This is a genomic window from Planktothrix paucivesiculata PCC 9631 (assembly GCF_900009265.2).
GTDB classification, from domain to species: Bacteria; Cyanobacteriota; Cyanobacteriia; order Cyanobacteriales; family Microcoleaceae; genus Planktothrix; species Planktothrix paucivesiculata.
This window is the reverse complement of sequence record NZ_LR735015.1, coordinates 204486-227894: the sequence shown is the minus strand read 5'-3', so window position 1 is coordinate 227894 and position 23409 is coordinate 204486. Positions and strand designations below refer to the sequence as shown.

Below are 23409 nucleotides of genomic sequence, written 5' to 3'. Positions count from 1 at the left end.
TTCTATAAAAATCTACCGCTAGTGTAGGTAGAAATTCAGCAAGTTGCGATCGCTAATTTCCTAAGCCAGAATCAGAACATGAATAAAACAAATCCTCCATTCCCACAAACAGTAGATCTAACTAACTGTGATCGAGAACCAATTCACATCCCCGGATTGATTCAGAGTCACGGAATACTTTTTGTTTTACAAGAACCGCAGCTAGAAATCTTACAAGTTAGCAATAATACTTTTCAGATTCTCGGTATTCACCCTCAAGAAATCTTAGGAAAGAAACTAAAGAAAATTCTCAAATCCCGACTAATTGAGCAAATTCAGCAAAAATTAGCTGAAGGACTCGGAACAATTAATCCGCTCAAATTATCTATTAATACTCCCAAAAGAAAACTGCTCTTTGATGCTATTCTTCATCGTTCTGATGGATTGCTAATTCTGGAATTAGAACCTGTCACCTCAAAAGAATTTAGTGATTTTTTGAGTCTATATCATTTAGTTCAAACACCGATTGCCAAAATTCAAAAAACCTTCACTTTGCAGGAACTCTGTCAGGTGATTGCCGAACAAGTGCGGAAACTGACAGGATTTGACCGAGTGATGATCTATCAATTTGATCCTGAAGACGCGGGGACGATCATTGCTGAAAATAAATTAGAAGAATTGATTCCTTATCAGGGTTTACACTATCCAGCTTCAGACATTCCCCAGCAAGCCAGGCAATTATATAAGCTGAATTTACTTAGGTTAATTCCTGATATAAATTACCAACCTGTAGAACTAATTCCCGTTAATAATCCAGTTACAAACCAGCCCATTGATCTCAGTTTTAGTGTTTTAAGAAGTGTTTCTCCCATACATATTGAGTATCTCAAAACTATGGATATGGGCGTTGGAGCTACGATGACAATTTCGTTAATTCGGAATCAACAACTCTGGGGATTAATTGCTTGTCATCATCAGTCACCGAAATATATTCCCTATCAAATCCGTACTGCTTGCGAACTTTTAGGGAAAGTCATGGCTTTAGAACTGACTTCTAAAGAAGACAATGAAACCTTGGATTACCGGATAAAATTAAACTCAATTCAGTCTCAATTTGTCGAAATTTTTTCCAAGGAAGATGATTTTGTAGACGGTTTACTCAAGGAGAAAACTAATTTATTAGACTTAGTAAGTGCTCAAGGGGCAGCCATTTTTACTGATGAAAATTTAACCCTCATTGGTCAAACACCTAAATTAGCAGATATTCAAGAATTAATAAATTGGTTAACAAAAACAATTAATCAAGATATTTTTTGTACAGATTCTTTACCTAAATTGTATCCAGCCGCCGAGAAATTTAAACAAGTTGGCAGTGGGGTGATGGTGCTACCTATAGATAATATACAAAAACATTATGTTTTATGGTTTCGTCCTGAAGTTATTCAAACGGTAAATTGGGCAGGTGATCCGAATAAGCCCGTTGAAATTGAACAGAATGGAAATCAGCGTCTAACCCCGCGTAAATCCTTTGATTTGTGGCAAGAAACAGTTAGATTTAAGTCCTTACCTTGGCAGCAATGTGAAATTGATATAGCTTTAGAACTGAGAAGTGCGATTGTCGGGATTGTGTTACGCAAAGCCGCTCAAATCTCCAAAATCAATCAACAATTAACCTTAGCTTTATCAGCAGTCAAAATGGGAATTTGGGATTGGGATTTGCTGACGAATCAGATTATTTGGTCAAGCGGTCATGAACAGTTATTTGGGTTGAAATCGGGAACCTTTGATGGCACTTTTCAAGCCTTTGAATCTTGTGTTTATCCAGAAGACCGAGCAGGAATTGTCTTAGCCGTAGAGCAAGCACGCCTGGAAAGGCAGGATTATCAGCATGAATTCCGAGTGGTTTGGGCTGATGGTAGTATCCATTGGATTGAGGCAAAGGGCAAATTTTTATATGATCCTGATGGTCAGGCCCTGCGGATGCTGGGGACTGTGGTGGAAATTAGCGATCGCAAAGCCAGAGAAGCCCAACTCCGCCTGTTAGAATCCGTTGTCATCTCCACTAATGATTCCGTCGTGATTACCGAAGCCGATCTGATTAGCGAACCCGGCCCTCGGATTATTTACGTCAATCCTGCCTTTACCCGCATGACGAGCTACACCCCAGAAGAAGTTTTAGGTAAAACCCCACGAATTTTACAAGGGGAAAAAACAGACCAGACAGTTTTAGCTCGAATTCAAACAGCCCTGCAAAACTGGCAACCCGTCCAGGTTGACCTGATCAATTATCGTAAAGATGGCTCCCCTTTCTGGGTAGAACTCAGTATTGTACCCGTTGCCGATGAAAAAGGCTCGTATACCAATTGGGTAGCAGTGCAGCGAGATATTACAGAACGCAAACAAGCTGAAGCCGCTTTAAGGCAACTGAATCAGGAATTAGAAACTCGAGTGCAACAACGAACTCAGGCACTCCTAAGCTCCCAAGCTGTCTTACAACAGCAAATGGAACGAGAACGGTTAATGGTAGAAGTTGCCCAACAAATCCGTATCTCCCTAAACCTGACAGAAATCCTGAACACCAGCGTTAATCAAGTCCAACAGTTGCTCGTAGCTGACCGAGTGGTGGTTTATCGAATTTGGCCCGACCATACCGGAACGGTGATCGCCGAAGCCATTGCACCGGAATGGCCAGAGATTGCCAACATTACCCTATCGGAAGAAGCATTCCCCGAACACTGCCGTCAGATCTATGTTCAGGGAAAGGTCTACACCCTAACTGACCGCCTCAGCGACCCAAACTTAGTTCCCTGTATGGTGGAATTTCTATCAGAAATTCAAGTTAGAGCCGAACTGGTCGTCCCGATTATCGAACAAAATACCCTTTGGGGATTGTTGATTACCCATCAATGTTCAAAGCCCAGAGAGTGGCAACCTTGGGAAATCGAATTGATTCAGCAACTAGCAAATCAGATGGCGATCGCCATTCAGCAATCAGAACTCCACCAACAACTTGAGGACGAACTCAAGGAACGTCAGCAAGTCGCGATCGCATTACAACAAAGTGAAGCCGAATTTCGCTCTTTAAGTGAGAACTCCCCCGTCGGGATCTTCCGCATGGATGCCCAGGGGGGCTGTACTTATACCAATCCCCGATGTCAGGCTATCTGTGGCTATACCTTTGCCCAGGCCTTGGGAGAGGGTTGGTTACAGTTCGTTCACCGCGAAGATCGAGAGGGGTTAATCGAGCAATGGTCACAAACCCTATCCTCCCAACAGGAATTCTCGGCGGAGGTTCGCTATGTCCATCCAGAGGGAACCATTCGTTTTGCTCAGATGCGAATATCCCCCCTGTCTGGGACTAGCAGCCAATTAATCGGTTATGTGGGAACAGTGGAGGATATCACCGAACGTCGAGCTATTGAAACTATGAAAAGTGAGTTTATCTCCATTGTCAGTCACGAACTGCGAACGCCACTGACCTCAATTCGCGGTTCCCTGGGGTTACTGGCCGCGGGGGTCTTGAAAAACAAGCCGGAATCTGCCCAAAGGATGTTAGACATTGCTGTTCACGATACCGAACGCTTAGTACGCTTAGTCAATGACATTCTGGATTTAGAACGCCTAGATGCACAGAAAGTTAATTTAGTCAAGCAATGGTGGGATCTGGTGACACTAATGGAACAGTCTGTTGAAACCATGCAATCTTTGGCCGAAGAAAGTCAGATCTGGCTATCGGTGGAACCAACTTCTGTTCAAGTTTTCGTAGATCGGGATCGGATTATTCAAACTCTAGTTAATCTAGTCAGTAATGCAATTAAATTTTCGCCCCCAGGGACTACGGTTACTCTGAGTATCCAAGACCAAGCTGACCAGATTTTATTTCAAGTCAAAGACCAAGGACGGGGTATTCCAGCCGATCAGTTAGAAACTATCTTTGGACGATTTCAACAGGTCGATGCTTCCGATTCCCGCCAAAAAGGTGGGACGGGTTTGGGTTTAGCTATCTCTAAAAGCATCGTCCAACAGCACGGTGGCAAACTCTGGGCAGAAAGCATTGTGGGAGAGGGCAGTAGTTTCTATTTCACCTTGCCAAAACTTCTCGATTAGTCGGTTACTAGATGGCCTTATAGCAGTCGCCAGACCTATTAGGACAAAGAGTGATGCAGCAAAGCTAGACGGTGAAGTCTTTTCCTCCGGTGTTCCCTATTCCCTGCTTTGCACTGAGCTTGTCGAAGTGTTCCCTGTTCCCTGTTCCCTGTTCCCTGCTATATGAAATTTTATCGGCGATTTTTACCTTATTTAGTTGCACTCGGCTTGACAGCGATCGCCGTATTGCTAACACTCTGGTTAGAACCCGTTATGCTCCGCACCATTGGCGCGTTTTTCTATATCGCGATCATTTTGACTGCCTGGTATGGCGGCGCGCGGCCGGGAATCGTTGTCGTTGTTCTTTCCACCGCGGCCATCAATTACTGGTTTATTCCTCCCCGATACCAATTTGGGTTCGAGCGACCAGAGGATGTATTTCAACTTAGCCTTTTCTTTCTGGTTTCCTGTTTAATTAACCTACTGACCAGCAATTTTCGAGATAGCAAACAAAAGATTCAGCAATTGAGCCAAAAATTAGCTCAGGAAAATCTTGAGCAACGCCAACAAACACAAGAATTGCTGCAACAGAAATTTGAGCAACAACGCTTGGTGATGGAAATAAGCCAGCGCATTCGACAATCACTAAATTTACCAGATATTCTGCAAACGACTGTGGATGAGGTGCGGGACTATCTGAAAACCGATCGCGTGATTATATTTAAGTTTACCCCGGCTTGGGGAGGAACCATTGTCGTTGAGTCGGTGGCCCAGGAATGGATGCCGATTTTACCCCTTCAGATTTACGACCCTTGTATTGGTGAAGAATACGTTAAACCCTTTATCCAAGGTTTAGTTACAGCCAAATCGGATATCTATAATTCCGGTATTAGTCCCTGTCATATTGAATTCCTCGCCCAATTACAAGTCAGGGCAAATTTAGTGGTTCCGATCATGAAAGGCGATCAATTGTGGGGGTTACTCGCGGCCCATCATTGTGAAGCACCGCGCCAGTGGCAAGATTCAGAAATCCAATTTTTGCAGCAATTAGCTATCCAAGTCAGCGTCGCCCTTCAGCAAGCTGCCCTGTTAGAAGCAGCACAGAGTGAACTGGCAGAGCGCAAGCAAGCCCAAGTCGCCTTACAACAAAGGGAAGCTATCCTACGGTTATTTGTTCAGTATGCCCCTACTGGTATTGCGATGTTTGACCGGGATATGCGCTATCTGATGGCAAGTCAGCACTGGGTAGATGAATATAGCCTGGAATCAATTGAATCTTTGATTAATCGCTCCCACTACGAGATCTTTCCTGAAATTCCCGAACGATGGCGACAAATTCATCAACGCTGTTTAGCGGGGGCGGTAGAGAAATGTCATGAAGATTTGTTTGTGCGCTCAGATGGGACGCAGCAATGGATGTGGTGGGAAATTCACCCCTGGTATACCACTAAAGATGAAATTGGTGGGATTATCATTTTTGCTGTCGATGTGAGCCAGCGCAAACAGGTTGAGATAGCTTTACAGGAACTGAATGCCTCCCTTGAGCAACGGGTGGCAGACCGAACCGCAGAACTGGCTAAGATGAACGAGCACCTGCGGTCATCGGCCGATGAAATTGAAGACCTCTACAATAAAGCTCCCTGTGGTTATCACTCCCTAGATGGTTTTGGGAATGTCATCCGAATTAATGACACGGAACTCAATTGGTTAGGATATAGCCCCGAGGAAATTTTTTACAAGCCCTTTTTAGATTTCTTGACTCCTGAAAGTCAACAGGTTTTTCGGGATAACTTTCCCCAGTTTAAAGCCCAGGGTTGGATTAATAATCTGGAATTTGAGATCGTCAACAAAGATGGTACAACTCGATGGATGAGCTTAAATTCGACCGCGATTAAAGATGAATCGGGAAACTATATCATGAGTCGCTCCACGATGTTTGATATTAGCGATCGCAAACTTGTTGAAGAAGCTCTCCAAAAATATAAGCGAATTATATCCAATACAAAAGATGGTATTGCCCTGATGAATCGTCACTATATTTATCAAATTGCTAATCAAAGTTATCTGTCTTGGTGCAACAAATCCGCCCCCGAAGTTATCGGAAATTCCGTTAGAAATATCCTGGGTGATCAATTGTTCGATAACTTCATTCAGCCTCGGTTAGATCGCTGTTTGGCTGGCGAGACAATTCAGTATGAAAGGTGGTTTGATTATCCCAATTTAGTCCGGCAATTTTTGAGCGTTACTTATGCACCTAACCGCGATGTCAGCGAAAACATTTCCGGTGTAATTGTTAGCTTGCGTGACCTGACCCCACTCAAACAGGCAGAACAAATACTGGAGCTTCAGGCCGTCATCACCCAAAACATGGCGGAAGGAATTTGCTTAGTTAGAGCGAGTAATGGAGTCATTGTCTATGCCAATTCTAAATTTGAGCAGATGTTTGGTTATGACTCCGGTGAACTCGACGGGCAGCACGTTTCCATTGTGAATTATGCCAGCGCTGGGGTAACGGCCGAAGACGTCAATCAAGCCATTCGGTCTGCTGTTTTACAAGGCGGTGAATATACCTATGAAGTTCATAATGTCAAGAAAGATGGGACTCCCTTTTGGTGTAGTGCGACGGCTTCTGTATTCGACCATCCCGACTACGGCGATGTTCTGGTGGCGATTCACCAAGATATCACCATAGCCAAGCACCTCGAAGATGTTCGCCAACGAACAGAAGAAGCCCTCCGCCGCAGCGAAGCTAAATTCCGTTCTCTGAGCGAGTGTTCACCCATAGGCATTTTTATGACCGATATTCAGGGGTATTGTATTTATACGAATCCACACTATCAGGAAATTTGTGGCTGCACGTTTGATCAGGCTTTGGGAGAAGGTTGGTCACAGTTTATTCATCCCGAAGACCTAGAGCCGGTCACAGCCCAATGGTCAGAAGCGGTGTCCCAAGGGCAGGAATTTTCGCGTGAAATTCGTTATGTCCGTGAAGATGGAACTATTCGTTTTGGTCAAGTGCGGTCAGCACCGATTTTCTCAATTACAGATGAATTAATCGGTTATGTCGGAACAGTAGAGGACGTTACTGACAGTCGGGCTATTGAAACCATGAAAAGTGAGTTTATCTCGATTGTCAGTCACGAATTGCGAACGCCCCTATCTTCAATTCGCGGCTCTCTGGGGTTACTGGCTGCGGGGGTCTTCAAAAACAAGCCGGAAACAGCCCAACAAATGTTAGACATTGCCATTCACGATACCGAACGCTTAGTGCGTTTAGTCAATGACATTCTGGATTTAGAGCGCCTAGATGCACAGAAGGTCAATTTAGTCAAGCAATGGTACGATGGGGTCACACTCTTACAACAATCTGTTGAAACCGTGCAATCCTTAGCCGCAGAAAGTCAGATACAGCTATCGGTTGAACAAAATTCTGTTCAAGTTTTCGTAGATCGCGATCGGATTATTCAAACTTTAGTTAATCTAGTTAGTAATGCGATTAAATTTTCGCCCCCGGAGACTACGGTTACCCTGAGTATCCAAGACCAAGCTGACCAGATTTTATTTCAAGTCAAAGACCAAGGACGGGGTATTCCAGCCGATCAGTTAGAAACTATCTTTGGAAGATTTCAACAGGTCGATGCTTCCGATTCCCGCCAAAAAGGTGGGACGGGTTTGGGTTTAGCTATTTCTAAAAGCATCGTCCAACAGCACGGTGGCAAACTGTGGGTGGAAAGCATTGTCGGAGAGGGCAGTAGCTTCTATTTCACCTTGCCAAAACTCCTCGATTAGCCGTGCTGCTATAAATGCTATTTTAGTTATATACCTGATCATTAAAACTACTTATGATGCCAGAAAAACGCATTCTGGTAATTGATGACGAAATCAATCTCTGTACCGTGATTCAAGCTTGTCTGCAACACTTAGGCGGTTGGGAAACATTAACTGCTATATCGGCTAAAGAAGGACTTGCGATCGCCCAAACTCAACAGCTAGATGCCATTTTACTAGATGTAATGATGCCCGACATGGACGGAATCACGCTGTTTGGTGTTTTGCAAAAAGATTTAGTGACTCAAGCAATTCCTGTGATTTTGTTCACTGCTAAGGTACAGTCCACTGATTTAGACCAATTTGCGAAAATCGGTGTTGCTGGTGTGATTTCTAAACCCTTTGACCCTTTGACATTGGCGGAGCAAGTAGCCTCCACCCTGGGGTGGTAGGAATATAATCTCTTTCGGTGATCCATCGGTTGAAACCGAGGTTAAATCAACAAAACCCCCCTGCGCGGGTTTTAAACCGAGGTTAATAGTCCTCGCAGGCGGACTTCGTTTGTGTAGCCACGATTTCAATCGCTGGATCTCTTAACCCCCGAATTTCCTCAATTTGTTGTTTTATATTTATGCTGTAATGATTTCACTAGGCTGAAATGAGTTGAGCCTGATGGATCTCGGCTGATGGGCTATAGCAAATATGAATATGATAGATATTAATACTAAACGAATTTTATTTATTGATGATGAATTTCACATCCGGCAAGTGGTGAAAGCCTGTCTGGAATCACTCGGCGGTTGGAATGTGTTATTGGCAGCTTCAGGTCAAGAAGGTTTATCTAAAGCAGTTTCTGAGCAACCTGACGCCATCCTATTAGATGTAATGATGCCAGAAATGGATGGTTTGGTTCTATTGCAAAAGCTACAAACTAATTCCGTCACTCAGTCTATCCCGGTGGTATTTTTAACCGCCAGACAGAGTTTGACTGAACCACAACGGTTTCAGGCGTTAGGAGTCAAGGGTGCGATCGCTAAACCTTTTAATTCTATGACTCTAGTTCCCCAAATCGCCAACGCTCTCGGCTGGAACCTGGAAACTTAAAGTAATTACGAATTACGAATTACGAATTACCCTGTTACTGAGCGAAGTCGAACAGGACTTACGCAAGCAGGCTGTATATAGCGTGTCAAAAGTAGGCGATCACATACCAATGATTATAGCAATCGCCCTAAAAAGTCCTAATTATTTATTTTCCCCCCAATGTTGGGGGCTAGGGGGCTAGATGGCTTGAAATGTATAGTGTTTAGAATGATCAGGTTATGAAGGATTGATCAGCAGTTTTAGAGACGATTTCTCAAGCAGCAATATTTGCCCCCTAAATCCCCCAAAATTGGGGGACTTTAAGAGGTTGTCCTGTTAAAGCGATCTCGTTTGAGTTACGAGCGCGATGGCAGTACCCCAGCCTGTCGGCATCGCTAACACATTAGTACGCTACATATAGCTTAACTGCGTAAGTCCTGTCGAAGTATTACCCATTACCCCTTCCCCATTACCCTCAAAGTTTCCTCAACTTTCTATCGTAATCTTTAAAGTATAGGAATTTCCTATAGCACCTATTTAGGATTGTTATAGTTCTTTTACATAAAAACACCCTATAAAAATTCCGATTCTCTATTTTAAGGAGTGAAAAGATTATAAAATGCCAATTCCTAATTGCCCTTGTTGTTCTGATACTTTAGTTCGGCACATTCGTTCCAAAGGAGTTTACTGGTTTTGCCGACATTGTTATCAAGAAATGCCCGATTATGATAGTCTTTTAGGTAAATCATCAGAAACAGCCCCTCACCTGAGTGTTTACAGTAGCTTGATTAAAGTTAATACTGCTAAACAAAAAGCTTTAGTTTTCAATCAATTGTAAACTTTGAGACTCATTGAGGTAAAAAAAGGAGTCAGTTCATGAAAATTCTAATAGTAGAAGATGATCAGACGACTGCCAATATCCTCGCACAAGAACTCACGACCCATCACTATACAGTTGAGACAACGGCGGATGGTAGCATGGCTTTGGAACTGGTTCAAGCCATTCACTACGATCTAATCGTGTCGGATATTATGCTTCCTAGTCTGGATGGAATTAGTCTTTGTCGCCAATTGCGATCGCTGGGCTTACAAATACCGATTTTACTGTTAAGTGCAAAGGAAAGCATTATCGACCGGGTTAGGGGTTTAGAGGCTGGAGCCGATGATTATGTGACCAAGCCCTACGAACTATCAGAATTAATTGCTCGGATTCAGGCCCTACTGCGACGCGGCAATTCTACCTTAAAAACGGTGTTGACCTGGGAAGATCTTCAACTTCACCCAGATGCTTGCCAAGTGACTTATCAAGGAAATCTTGTACACCTGACCCCGAAAGAGTACGGCATATTAGAGCTTTTCCTGCGAAATCCCTGGCGGATCTTCAGCCGGAGTGCCATCCTAGACCACATCTGGCTTAGTGATGAATTTCCGCAAGAAAATGCAGTTTCCACCCACATCAAGGGTTTGCGCCAGAAGCTCAAAGCAGCCGGAATCAGTACAAATTTAATTGATACTGTCTACGGATTTGGCTATCGGCTGAAAGTACCAACCGAAAAAAATGATCCCTCTCTCGCCTTGGTAAGAGGAATGGAAAAAGAATTGGATACAGAAACTCGGGAAGATTGCCCTTTTCCAAGGAGGTTTGAACAGGAGATGGAACCCATAGAGACATTATCAGATCCAATTTCCGTCGCGACCGCCGACAAGCGGGAAGCTCAAGCCTCATTGCAGGAAGTCTTGCAACAGGTATGGGGTCAATTTAAACAGAGTTGGGAAGCGCGGATGGTGCTATTCGAGCAAGCGATCGCCCAACTCACTACCGGAACTCTGGATCAGGAACTGCGAGCCTCTGTTCAGGCAGAAACTCATCGTTTGATTGGCTCACTAGGTTCCTTGGGCGTACCCAAAGGTTCAGAGGTGGCGCGACAGATCGAACAGTTGCTAAACTCAGAGCCTTTGGGTAAAAATCAGGCCCGGCAGCTTGAAGAATTGGTGATCCGTCTCAAGCAAACTGTGGAAGACAAACCATCTACGGAAGCAACGACTCCCAATTTCAAGATGAGGTCAGGTCGGTTGCTGGTTGTCGATGATGATGTCCTGTTGACTGAACAGATCAAACTGGAAGGGAGGGCTTGGGGTTTTCAGGTGGAAGTAGTAACAGACCCGACAACGGCAAGAAGATCAATTTCGTCTCATTTACCTGATATTATTGTTTTAGACCCCACCTTTTCCCACACCCAGGAGAGCGGGCTGACCCTACTGGCGGAACTGGCACAAAAAGCTCCCAACATTCCCGTATTAATCCTGACAGCCAAAAATGAATTAAAAGATCGGGTGGAAGTAGCGCGTTTGGGCGGAAATATCTTTTTAGAGAAACCCGTTAGCGCGGAAGCAATTGTTAAAGTGGCGACTCAGGAACTCAACCGCAGCCAGAAGCCAGAAGCCAAAATCCTAATTGTAGATGACGATCTGTACATACTGGCAGCTTTATATAATCTGTTGACACCTTGGGGCTTTCAGGTCAAAACCTTGGCAGACCCCCAGGAATTTTGGCAAACCCTGGCGGCCATTGTACCTGACCTGCTGATTTTAGATATAGAGATGCCTGGTTTTAGTGGCATTGAACTCTGTCAGGTTGTTCGCAGTGATCCGCGCTGGAGTGATTTACCTGTGCTGTTTCTCTCCGGTCATAAAGATCCTGAAATTGTACATCAGGTGTTTGCGGTCGGTGCAGATGATTACGTCCAGAAACCGATTGTTGGGCCGGAACTGATGGCTCGTATCCTAAACCGTCTGGAACGAACCCGAATTCTACACCGATTTGCCGACATTGATGAACTAACTGGGACGGCAACCCGGCGCAAATCTATCTTAGAACTAGAGCAATTACTACATCTGGCAGAGTGCCAAAATCAGCCTTTATGTTTTATGATTCTGGACTTAGACCACTTTAAGCACATCAACCAACACGGTCATGAGATAGGAGATAGAGTTCTTTCTTTGTTTGGAAGATACTTAAAGCAGTTTTTTAGGGGTAAAGATATCGTAGCTCGTTGGGGCGGCGAGGAATTTGTTTTAGGTCTATATGGTATAACCCGAGAGCAGGGGGCAAAGCGACTGAATGACTTCTTGGAAACCTGGTGTCAGCATGAGTTTACTGGTGCGAATCATCAGACATTTCGGGTTACTTTTAGCGCGGGAGTCGTTGAATATTCTCAGAATGGTGCTAAATTGCAAGAACTTTATGTAGCAGCCGATGCCGCCCTATACCAAGCTAAGGCAATGGGACGAAATCGAGTATTGGTATCGGGTCAGGTAGGTTTAGATTCAGTTTCACTGAACCGGACTCGGTTCTAGGGTTCCTTCCTTCTCAGGTTCCGGGGCGGGACTTGGTTCTAAAACAGGTTCCGGGGTAGGTTCGGGTGTGGGTTGTGGGGTAGGTTGTGGGGTAGGTTGTGGGGTAGGTTCGGGTGTAGGTTCGGGTGTAGGTTCGGGTGTAGGTTCGGGTGTAGGTTCGGGCGTGGGTTCCGGTGTAGGTTGTGGTGCGGGTGCAAAGGTGGGTTGAGGTATCGGTTCTGGTGCAAAAGTTGGTTGGGGTATCGGTTCTGGTGCAAAAGTTGGTTGAGGTATCGGTTCTGGTTCAGCAGTGGGAAGGGGTTCGGGTTCCGGTTCTGGGGGAATAATCGGGGGAAGGGAATTAATCAAGGTTAACTCTAACTTATAGTCAGTTTTCGGTAGTCCGGGAATGGGCTTGAGAATCACCGTATAATCTCCGGTTATTGGCAGAGTTCCCTGCCATAAAGACACCGCCCCCTCTTGATTAATCGGCTGTTGATCGGGGCCAATCAGGGTGAGTAACACTCCCTCCCCACTCACAGACGCATAAAACTGTTGTCCCGCTTCAGCAGAAACCACATAATTAATTACTTGACTCGCTTGGAGATTTCCCTCAAGCACCTGGGCATCCCCCACGGCTAAATTCAGGCGTTCTGTCGAGGAGGCTGGTACAAGGGCAACGGGCGTAGGTGGCGCAGATGGTAAATTCGGGGGCGGGGTTAAAGTCGGTGGCGGCAGTCCTGGTAAGGGAATAGACGGACTGGCGATGGGTGGATTCACCTGTGCAGCAGGATCATCCGGGGACGGATCATTGGCCCTGAGTAATCCCTTAACCAAAGCCCAAGACCCCCAGGCGGCTAAACAAGCCACGATAATCCCCACCACAATCAAGGTTGCCGGTTTTTCCCAGATGGGTTGAGATCCCAAAAAATCAGGGTCAGGGGTTGGGGCAGAGGGCAAAGGGGGGTTTACCGGAGAATTCTGAGCTTGCTGTTGCCTGGGTTGAGTCACTAACGGCCGTCCGACCGCCAGGGTGGGCAGTTGAGAAAAATCAGGGTTCGCGGGTTGGGGAGTGGATGTCGGACGGGGTTGATGGGGTTGGGTCGGGGGAATGTTTAACGGTAGATTCAGGGTTTGTAGGGCTTGTTCAACTTCTGGGGCCGATTGATAGCGATCGCTCGGTTGCCGACTTAACATTTTATCGATAATTTGAGCGAAATTAGAACTAACCTGAGTATAGGGTTGCCAATTCCAAGATAAAGTCGTTTGATCTAATAAATATTGAGGTTCCTGACCCGTTAATAAAACAATTGCCGTCACTGCTAAAGCATATAAATCACTACTAGGAAAAGCCTGTCCGGTTTGAATTTGTTCAAAAGGTGCATAACCTAATTTACCCACCCGAGTCGCCGGAGGTAAGGTTAAATCAGGGGTATTAATCCGGGTAGCTAATTCAATCACTACCCCAAAATCAATTAAGATTGGGAGTTGATCTTGATGACGTAAAATAATATTATCTGGAGAAATATCTCGATGGATAATTCCTAAATTATGAATATGAGCTAAAACCGGCAACATTTGCCTGAGAAATAAAACAATTTCTGACTCTGTAAAGGTTTTAGGTAAACCCGCAGAGGCATTTTTTCGCTCCATTAATAGGGCATGGTAGGTTTTGCCCTCTACATAATCTTGAACTAAAAATAACCGTTGGTTTTCTTCAAAAACCGCCCCAAATTGGGGAATTTGAGCATGACGAATTTGGTAGAGAATTTGCGCTTCCCGGCGGAAAAGTTCTTGGGACTTTTCCAGGGCGTAGGTTCCAGTTTGGACAGGAATAAATTCTTTCAGGGCGCAGCGCTCGTTAAACCGTCCCTGATCCTCGGCTAAATAGGTACGACCAAAACCCCCCTGACCTAAAATGCTAATCAAGCGGTAACGGTTTTGTAGAATTGTTCCAACGGGAATAGCAGTTTGAGTCATGCTTCAATGGCGGCGAGTAGGGGGAAAAACCACTAATAAAAAAATTAATCCCTTATATTATAGGGCTTAGGCACAGTCCTAACGGTTAAAACTGATTACTAACTACCCATTATGGATTACCGATTACTGATAAATTCATGATAAAATTTTGACAAATGAACTGTGAATGAACTGTGAGGGTTCGCTGTGATCCGTTCTGCTATATTACCCCTTCCTTACTCTGAGCCATTGGTTGCTGATCATGGTCGGTTACGACTATTTTCAGGCTCGGCAAATATTCCTCTTTCCCAAGAGGTAAGCCGTTATTTAGGAATTGACTTAGGGCCAATGGTTCGTAAGCGATTCGCCGATGGAGAAATTTACATCCAGATTCAAGAATCTATTCGAGGCTGTGATGTTTATTTGATCCAACCCTGCTGCTATCCGGTCAATGACAACCTGATGGAGTTATTGATCATGATCGATGCCTGTAAACGGGCTTCTGCCCGCCAAATTACAGCCGTTATCCCCTATTACGGATATGCTAGAGCCGATCGCAAAACCGCAGGTCGCGAGTCAATCACCGCAAAATTAGTGGCTAACCTGATTACTGAAGCGGGTGCTAGTCGGATTCTGGCCATGGATTTACACTCGGCCCAGATTCAAGGGTATTTTGATATTCCCGTTGATCATGTCTACGGTTCTCCGGTAATTTTGGATTACCTGATCAGCAAACAATTACCCGATCTGGTAGTTGTTTCCCCCGATGTCGGTGGAGTCGCCCGGGCTAGAGCCTTTGCTAAAAAACTCAATGATGCCCCTTTAGCGATTATTGATAAACGCCGTCAAGCCCATAATGTCGCCGAAGTTCTGAATGTGATTGGTGATGTTAAGGGTAAAACCGCCGTTTTAGTCGATGACATGATTGATACGGCGGGTACAATTTCTGAGGGAGCCCGTTTATTGCGTCGAGAAGGGGCGCGTCAAGTTTACGCCTGCGCCACCCATGCGGTGTTCTCTCCCCCCGCCGTTGAACGCCTATCGGGTGGGCTACTGGAAGAAGTGATTGTGACTAATACGATTCCGATCGTACCCGAGAAACAGTTTGATCAGTTAAAGGTTTTGTCCGTTGCCAATTTAGTCGGTGAAACGATTTGGCGAATTCATGAAGATAGCTCCGTGAGCAGTATGTTCCGTTAAATCATTCATCAGTTATCGGTTATCAGTGGGCTAGACGTGCAAGGGCGCGTCTGTTTCTATAAGGAGCAGACCGATAAGCGGTTAAGGATCAAAGTCTTTTAGGGTATCTAAGCCAGTCAGGAGTTTTAGCCTCAAAAGTAGGTACTTTAAATACTAAACAGCTTTGTTATTTATGAGTAGACAAGCAGAAATTTTAAGGTTAATTGAGTCAAAAATTATAAACACATCCGATGGGACTTTCTTTCTTGGTTAGAATTCTGTAGATTAGGTTGGATTCATAAATTTTAACTCTTTGATTAGCCGATAAATCACAGCCGTTATCTGGCTGTCTGAATTGAGTTTTATAAATTATTTGAATTTTTAACTAGATGAAAAACAAAATATAGGGTAGCATGATACCCAGATTCTGGGTGATCGTTAGAACAACCAGAAAGGGTCGTCAATTCCCCATCATAAAAGGACAATTGATTTTATGGCTGATTCTTTTGATTTATTTCCCTCTAGCTCGACTTCTGCGATCTTCGCAGACAGTGCTGCTGATCCCATGACTAGGGTAGGTCTCCAAAACCCTGCTCCCATTTCGGTGAATGCAGGACAAAACCTTAACGGAATTAACTTTGGTAATACTCAATTAGGTTCCATTAGTGGAATTAAATTTAATGATCTCAATCGAGATGCCTTGCTGACCCCTGGAGAACCCAGTTTAGCCGGATGGACAATCTTTATTGATGCTAACAATAATGGAACCCTAGAAGCCACAGAACCCACCACAGTTACAAATGCTAATGGTGGATATGCTTTCACCAACTTAACTCCAGGCAACTATACCATCAGAGAAGTCCAGCAAGCCGGATGGGTACAAAGCACCCCTAACCCCGGCCCTGTGGGCGTAACTGGAGGTGTAGATATCACCGGAATTAACTTCGGCAATAACCAATTTGGCACGATTACCGGAATCAAATTTAATGATAATAACGGTAACGCCCTATTTGATGCCGGAGAAGTCGCGTTACAGGGTTGGACAATTTTTGTCGATGGTAACAATAATGGGATTCTCGACACCGGAGAAGGCTCGACCTTAACCGGCCCCGATGGTCGTTATACCTTCGCTAATGTTCCCGCCGGAAATTATACCCTGCGCGAAGTTCAGCAACCAGGATGGACACAAACCACACCAAATCCGGGTGCGATTGGCGTCAGTGGTGGAACCAATGCCATTATCAACTTTGGAAACCGTCAGTTTGGTTCCATTAGTGGGATCAAATTTAATGACCTGAATAGTAATGCCAGTGTCGATACCGGAGAACCAGGTTTAGCGGGCTGGACGATTTTTATTGATGCCAATGGTAACGGAATCATTGAACCCACAGAACCCACCACCGTAACCAATGCCACCGGCGGTTATGCTTTCGCGAATATTCCTCCGGGTAACTATAACGTTCTGGAAGTACAGCAACCTGGATGGGTGCAAACAACCCCTAACCCTGGCACGATCAGCTTAACAGGTGGTGCTAATGTCACCGGAATTAACTTCGGAAATAACCAATTTGGCACGATCACCGGTTTAAAGTTCAGTGACACGAACGCCAATGCCCTGTTCGATGCGGGTGAAACCCCCCTACCCGGGTGGACGATTTTTATTGATGCCAACGGCAATGGCACGCTTGACGCCACAGAAGCAACTGCCGTTACAGGCGCGGGTGGTCGCTATACCTTTGCGAACGTTCCGGTAGGAAATTATACCCTGCGGGAAGTTCAGCAACCGGGATGGACACAAACCACACCAAATCCTGGCCCCGTTGGCATTACTGGTGGCACAAATGCAGCCATCAACTTTGGTAACCGTCAATTCGGTTCCGTGAGTGGCATCAAGTTCAATGATACCAACGCCAACAGTTTGTTTGATGCGGGTGAAACCCCTTTACAGGGGTGGACAATTTATATTGATGCCAATAATAACGGTATTCTTGAACCCACAGAACCGACAACCGTAACCAATGCCAATGGTAGCTACGTTTTTGCTAACATTGCTCCGGGTAATTATGTGTTGCGCGAAGTTCAACAACCTGGATGGGTTCAAACCGTTCCCCCTTTAGCCGCTTAATCGAAATTAAGAATTAAGAATTAGGAATTAAATTCTTTTCTTAATTCTGACTTTTTGACTTCTGTAGAGATGTGCCAAGCCTGCCACAATGCTGTCAGACTATGGGCGCATTTCTACTTTTTTATTAATCAATTTTAGCCATAAAAACTAATTGCTCAAGGCATAGTTAAATTAAAATACGGTTCCATCACTGTCTAACTTCAGGGGCGGAGAACCATCAAAACGCCGTTGTTTAGCAATTTCTCGTCCCGCATTCCAGGTGCCACCTTGTAGGACTTTAACCAAGGGAAATTCCTGGGGGGTAAGGTTTAATTTTTGGCGAATAATTTCAGCAATTTTATCGAGTATAATAATCGTCAGCGATCGCCATTCTATAATCACACTAGCATCGGGTTTGTGTTGTTGTTCGGATAAATTAATATCTTTTAATTCTAATAATCCCAAATCTAAAATTAATCCCCCATTGCGATATTCTGCTAATCCAGTTAATTGATCTAAATCAATAATTTCTAATCCTAAATCCTGTAAAGGTTCCAGTAAAGAATAGGTTAACCATTGAGATAATTTATGGAAAGGAACAAAGGGATATTCTAAGTCTAAGATTTCTAATCCAGGATAATACCAAACATCCCCTAAATTAACTTGATTTATGGTTAATCGTCCCGGCCATATATCTCCTAATCCTTCTAAAATAGCGGTTAAAATAATCACAGCACTGAGTTGATTATTTTGGGTTTGAGTTAAAAAATAATCTACTAATTTCCCGGGTCTAGGATTATTTTCTCCAAATAAGTGCGGATAATGATATAAAGTTTCTCCGAGTTTTTTTAAAAGTTCTAATCTGCCTTTAATTCCCGTCAAAGGATTATTTTTATTAACTTGAAATCCGGCTATTAATTGGGATTCTGTTAAATTAATTAATCCCTGAGCATCAGCTTGTAACGGAGATGCAGGATCACTGGAAAATAAACCCTGACTAAACATTTCATAACTGGCGATCGCTAACCCTTCAGAACGTCGCCAAATCAACCCTGTTTCTGATTCTTGATAATGCCATTTTTCCCCCGCCCCAGCATCGAGTAATACACTTATAATAGCTAAATCAAGTTTAGCTTGGGTTTGTTCAATCGGGGATAAATCATTGAATTGTTTTTGTAAGTTTTGCATCCGAGGAATATTCCCAACCTCAAAATGTCGCCATCGAGAATGGAAAGGAACATTCAAATCCGGGTAGTTTTGATGAATATTATCTAAAACAAAATTAGCAACAAATTCTAACTTTTCTGGATAATAGCGAAAAAGTTTTAACTGATTAGATAAAGCTAAATTAAAGATAAAATTACACCGTTCTCGAATAGCTTCAGGAGAACGAAAATAGGCAATCGCATTTTCTTGATTCTGCATTTTAATCTTATATTCCATGGCAAGGGAACAGGGAACAGGGAACAGGGAATAGGGGGAAAGAAAATAGGGAATAGAGGATAGAAAAAAGTGATTAGCTACCCGATCAAGTGTTTGTAGCAAACATTAAAGGATAAAATACAAGTATTCCCCATTCGTAATTCGTAATTCGTAATTCGTAATTCCCCATTCCCCATTCCCCATTCCCATTAACTTAGGATTTTGTGCGCTTAAGCGCAACAACGGGTTAATAATCTCGACCTTTGATCTCAAGTAAACTTTCCGGGTCTAAAACTTCCCCTTCCGTATAATACCCAGCCGCTTTTTTTGCTTCTATTTCCACTTGAGCATCCGCCGGAATCAAATCATCAGGAATAGCAATCCGTTTGACAACTTCAATCCCAGAATTTATAATGGCATCATATTTCATATTACTCATCGAAACTAAACGGTCAATCCGAGTAATTCCTAACCAGTGTAAGACATCCGGCATCAACTCTTGAAGTCGCATATCTTGAACTCCAGCCACACATTCTGTCCGTTCAAAATAGGCATCGGCGCGATCGCCTCCGGTTTGACGTTTACGGGCATTATAAACTAAAAATTTCGTGACTTCTCCCAACGCTCGGCCCTCTTTTCGATAATATACAATCACCCCTGCACCGCCTTCCTGGGCTGTTTTAATACATTCTTCAATTCCATGGACTAAATAGGGGCGACAGGTACAAATATCCGACCCAAAAACATCCGATCCATTACACTCATCATGGACTCTAACCGCCACCGGACGATCGGGATCACTAATCGCCGCCATATCTCCCACAATATAAACCGTAACTCCGCCAATCGGAGGTAAAAATACTTGTAAATCAGGACGGGTAATTAACTCAGGAAACATTCCGCCAGTTTGTTCAAATAATGCCTGACGTAAATCACTTTCTGTCACTTTCAAACGCTGGGCAATTCCTGGCAAATACCAAACGGGTTCAATAGCAGCTTTTGTTACTACTAAATCGCCATTTTCTTTCATGATTTTACCATCAATTGTTAACCGTCCCTTGGTGGCAGCCTCATATAATTCGGGCATATTAATATGGGCTTTGGTAATCGCAATAGTGGGGCGAATATCATAGCCTTTTTCCAAATATTCGGTAAATGCTTCCCCAATTACTGCCCCAAAAGGATCAAGGGCGACAATTTTACCCGGATCAGCCCAACTGGGGTAGGGGCCAATTTTGACAAAGGGGGATGTGTTAGTTAAGTCAGCACGGTGATCGGTTTTCAGGCTTCCCTGAACAACGGCTAAAGCCCGATAAATGGCGTAGGAGCCCGAATGTGTGCCAATAACGTTGCGATGGCTCGGATCGGTCAAGGTGCCGATCAGGGGGCTCCGTTGGCCAGGATCGGCGTTTCCCCAGTCAATGGGAATGGGTTTAGTCCCGTAGGAGGTGGGGTGAGATGTCAAAACAATATGCCTGAGTTTTGGATCTCGCTTTGGGTTGGCCATTGTTGTGTCCCATGATATTCGGATATCCCTATTATTGACCGATGGGGGGTCTTTTGGGATGCCAATGACCGAAAATCAAAGGGCGCAAATCCCTAAATTCATTATTATAGGACTTACGCATGGGGCCCGAGAAACCGGGTTTTTTAGAACATAAGTGGGTAACAACGCAGTATTTTCGTAAAAAAACCCGGTTTCTTTGGTTGGGTGCGTAAGTCCTGTATTAGATAGAGTCTGGGCTTGAACGAAATACATTGACTCCTTGAGGTACATAGTAGCCAGTTATGGAACCGGTCTATTGATAGTATCGGCAACCCGGGAAAAATCGGCTGTGATCTGGAAAAATAAAATAGGGTTGTAATACTTATTAAATAAGGCTTTCAGGGTGATGCACTAGGGCACGATGTAGAGAATAAACCCAGGTATCTAATTAGTTACATCAGAGAGTGGAACATTGATCTCACTACTCCAAAGGGGGTGCTTCTACTATTCAAAGTGTAGAGAGTTGAATCAGGAAATACCAAACCGCCTTTAACTCTCGCCTTCTGTACACAGTGCTTTACCCAAGGAAACCCATCATGTTTGCACAAGATATCTCGATTCAAGATTCTGAAGTTACTATTAATTCTATTAATCCCCAAGCCCTAGCTCAACTCTTATTACAAGAATTGCAAACAATCGTTAAAACCCTTCCCGCCAGTGGTCGGACAGTAACACTACGGATGGCCCTAGAAGTAGAGCGCATTTGTGAAAAAAGCAACCGGATTCAAACCTCCGGCGATGTGCAAACCTGGCAGTTAAGTCTAGCCCGTCATCGGTTGCAAAAGTGCTTAGAATATTACAAACTCGGTTCCCGTCAAGGTCGGGTAGAACTCCATTCCCACCTGGCGGCGATGGTCTACCGCCACGTGGCTTCCTTTGAGTCTCAGTTGAGTTTCCAAGCCCGTTACAACTTAATTGAAGATTTTTTACAAGGATTTTATGTTGAGTCTCTGCGGGCTTTTCGTCGGGAACACCAAATGGAAGCCAATTATACCCCCCATACCCGTTTAGAATTGGCGGAATATATGGCCTTTACCGAACAGTATGCCAAACGTCAGATCGGTTTACCCGGTCGCAACCGTCAACGGTTAATTGTGTTACGTGCCCAAGGGTTTGCTAAAGGTCAACCCCCTGAAACTTCTATGGATATTGAATTAGCGGTTGAAGGAGGCAAAACCGAAGAATCTGAAGCCCAAAGTCGAACCTCGGCGATGCAGCAAATTCGGGAAAAAATGGTTTCTGAAACCGTTGATCCGGCGGAAAGTGTATTGCGCGATCGCGTGATTAATGAACTAATTCAATATTTAGAATCCCAAGGACAAACCGATTGTGTTAAATATTTAAAACTCAAAATGCAAGATCTGCAAGCCTGTGATATTGATAAAGCTCTGGGGTTAACCGCCCGTGAACGGGACTATCTGCAACAACGGTTTAAATACCACGTTGAAAAATTTGCCCGGTCTAACAACTGGAAACTCGTCCATGAATGGTTAGGGGCCGATATTAACCAAAAATTGGGCATGACCAGCGAACAATGGCAAGCCTTCCAAGCCCAATTATCCGCCGATGACCAACAGTTATTACACCTTAAAAACCAAGAAGAAAGCGATAAAGCGATCGCCTCTATCCTCAAATGCACCCCCAAACAAGTTCAAAAACGCTGGGCAAAACTCCTCGACCTGGCTTTCAACTACCGCAACAGCGAGGCCTTAGTATAATGGAGCGCCGACAGCAGGGGGAGCAGGGGAAGCAGGGGGAGCAGGGGAGCAGGGGAAGGGGAGGCAGGGGAAGCAGGGGGAGCAGGGGAGGCAGGGGGAGAAGAAGCAGTGCGTTGGCGTTAGCCCTGCGTAGCAGTGCGTCCTCGCTGGCTGAATATCACCCAAAACCCATTCGTAATTCCTAATTCGTAATTCGTAATTCGTAATTCCTAATTCCTAATTCCTAATTCCTAATTCCCTTATATAAGAATTTTAAATCTAAAATTGGTCAATCTTAACCGTATCTTGTAGCAACTGCCCAATAAATTCGATACAGTAGATTATAGTAACAGTTTATTAAGATTAAGACGGTATGAGTGTTAATCTAACCTCAGATTCTGAATCGTTGTCGGGGTGGTTTCACATCCAAGCGGGATTTGTGGAATCACCCTTATTGATGCCGCCCGCTCAAGATCGGTCTTCACTGCAACAGGTCTTTCAAACCTTGAATGCTAGAAGCTGCCCCAAGTCCTATAACTTTCACCTCCATACTCGACGTTCAGATGGGCAACTAGAACCCTATGAAGTGATGGAACAGGCGATTGAAATTGGTTTAAAAGGACTGACCATTACCGATCATCATAGTACCCAAGGGTACAAAGAAGCGCAAAAGTGGTTAGACCACTGGAAACATAAGTATCCTAAACGGGTGAATCAAGCACCTCGGTTATGGACGGGAGTAGAAATTAATGCCCGGTTATTGGCTGTGGATGTTCATATTCTCGGTTATGCTTTCGATCCCGATTCCAGGGGTTTGCAACCCTATCTGCAAGGTTACACCACCTTGGGAACCGATGCCTATGCTGCTAAAAATGTGATTAATGCGATTCAACAGGCGGGAGGATTAGCGGTTTTAGCCCATCCAGCCCGTTATCGTCATCCGGTGCCCGAATTAATTACCGAAGCGGCTCATTTAGGGATTGATGGTATTGAGGTCTATTATGCCTATCGTCATACTAATCCTTGGTTATCCACCGCTAAAATTACCAACGAAGTCAAACAGTTAGCAGATGGCTATGGTTTACTAAACACCTGCGGTACGGATACCCATGGTCGTGATTTGCTACTGCGACTTTGAAGTTTGGGAGTTAAGCGAAGCCGTGATCATACCAATTCCCCAAACAGCAAAAGAGGAAGGATTTCTCCTTCCCATCCCCATTAGGGTTGGGTCATTTTTCTGACTAACCCTA

At 44.3% G+C, this 23409-nt stretch carries 13 protein-coding genes; 10 read left to right on the top strand and 3 right to left on the bottom strand.

All coding sequences use genetic code 11. From position 1 onward, the window contains the following. The first annotated feature begins 78 nt into the window (after positions 1 to 78). The 6 genes from PL9631_RS12730 to PL9631_RS12705 all read left to right on the top strand — a co-directional run bounded on the left by PL9631_RS12730 (position 79) and on the right by PL9631_RS12705 (position 12273). On the top strand, positions 79 to 4086 hold the full coding sequence (locus PL9631_RS12730) for a PAS domain S-box protein (protein WP_083620805.1): 4008 nt from the start codon (positions 79 to 81) through the stop codon (positions 4084 to 4086). A gap of 162 nt (positions 4087 to 4248) precedes the next feature. Continuing rightward, positions 4249 to 7854, top strand: a complete 3606-nt coding sequence (locus tag PL9631_RS12725; RefSeq protein WP_083620803.1) for a PAS domain S-box protein — start codon at positions 4249 to 4251, stop codon at positions 7852 to 7854. A 56-nt stretch (positions 7855 to 7910) separates the two neighbouring features. Next, positions 7911 to 8285, top strand: a complete 375-nt coding sequence (locus PL9631_RS12720; RefSeq protein WP_083620801.1) for a response regulator — start codon at positions 7911 to 7913, stop codon at positions 8283 to 8285. A 250-nt stretch (positions 8286 to 8535) separates the two neighbouring features. Beyond that, positions 8536 to 8937: a response regulator gene (locus tag PL9631_RS12715; RefSeq protein WP_231516717.1), complete on the top strand. Its 402-nt coding sequence runs from the start codon at positions 8536 to 8538 to the stop codon at positions 8935 to 8937. Positions 8938 to 9535: 598 nt separating this feature from the next. Beyond that, on the top strand, positions 9536 to 9754 hold the full coding sequence (locus PL9631_RS12710; protein ID WP_083620799.1) for a hypothetical protein: 219 nt from the start codon (positions 9536 to 9538) through the stop codon (positions 9752 to 9754). A gap of 38 nt (positions 9755 to 9792) precedes the next feature. Continuing rightward, entirely contained in the window at positions 9793 to 12273 is a 2481-nt protein-coding gene (locus tag PL9631_RS12705; RefSeq protein ID WP_083620798.1) for a response regulator, read from the top strand. Here the strand turns inward: PL9631_RS12705 and PL9631_RS12700 are convergent. Next, positions 12250 to 14232, bottom strand: coding sequence for a serine/threonine-protein kinase (locus PL9631_RS12700; RefSeq protein ID WP_083620797.1), 1983 nt, complete (start codon positions 14230 to 14232; stop codon positions 12250 to 12252). The genes PL9631_RS12705 and PL9631_RS12700 overlap by 24 nt on opposite strands. A 186-nt stretch (positions 14233 to 14418) precedes the next feature. Here PL9631_RS12700 and PL9631_RS12695 point away from each other — a divergent pair, with 186 nt between their 5' ends. Together PL9631_RS12695 and PL9631_RS12690 are read left to right on the top strand one after the other, a co-directional pair. Further along, positions 14419 to 15411 (top strand): ribose-phosphate pyrophosphokinase, encoded by a 993-nt coding sequence (locus PL9631_RS12695; protein WP_083620795.1) that lies wholly within the window; start codon positions 14419 to 14421, stop codon positions 15409 to 15411. Positions 15412 to 15883: 472 nt separating this feature from the next. Next, positions 15884 to 17515, top strand: a complete 1632-nt coding sequence (locus tag PL9631_RS12690; RefSeq protein ID WP_083620794.1) for an MSCRAMM family protein — start codon at positions 15884 to 15886, stop codon at positions 17513 to 17515. Between the two features lie 171 nt (positions 17516 to 17686). Here PL9631_RS12690 and PL9631_RS12685 read toward each other — a convergent pair whose 3' ends face one another. Together PL9631_RS12685 and PL9631_RS12680 are read right to left on the bottom strand one after the other, a co-directional pair. Beyond that, complete coding sequence (locus PL9631_RS12685; protein ID WP_083620921.1) at positions 17687 to 18919, bottom strand: URC4/urg3 family protein; 1233 nt, start codon at positions 18917 to 18919, stop codon at positions 17687 to 17689. A 244-nt stretch (positions 18920 to 19163) separates the two neighbouring features. Next, positions 19164 to 20423 carry a GTP cyclohydrolase II gene (locus tag PL9631_RS12680; RefSeq protein WP_083620792.1) on the bottom strand — a complete coding sequence of 420 codons (1260 nt, stop codon included), beginning with the start codon at positions 20421 to 20423 and terminating at the stop codon, positions 19164 to 19166. Positions 20424 to 20998: 575 nt separating this feature from the next. Between PL9631_RS12680 and PL9631_RS12675 the strand changes: the two genes are divergently transcribed. Then, positions 20999 to 22180, top strand: a complete 1182-nt coding sequence (locus PL9631_RS12675) for a HetZ-related protein (RefSeq protein ID WP_083620791.1) — start codon at positions 20999 to 21001, stop codon at positions 22178 to 22180. Between the two features lie 352 nt (positions 22181 to 22532). Beyond that, positions 22533 to 23297, top strand: a complete 765-nt coding sequence (locus PL9631_RS12670) for a PHP domain-containing protein (protein ID WP_407947582.1) — start codon at positions 22533 to 22535, stop codon at positions 23295 to 23297. The last annotated feature ends 112 nt before the right edge of the window (positions 23298 to 23409 follow it).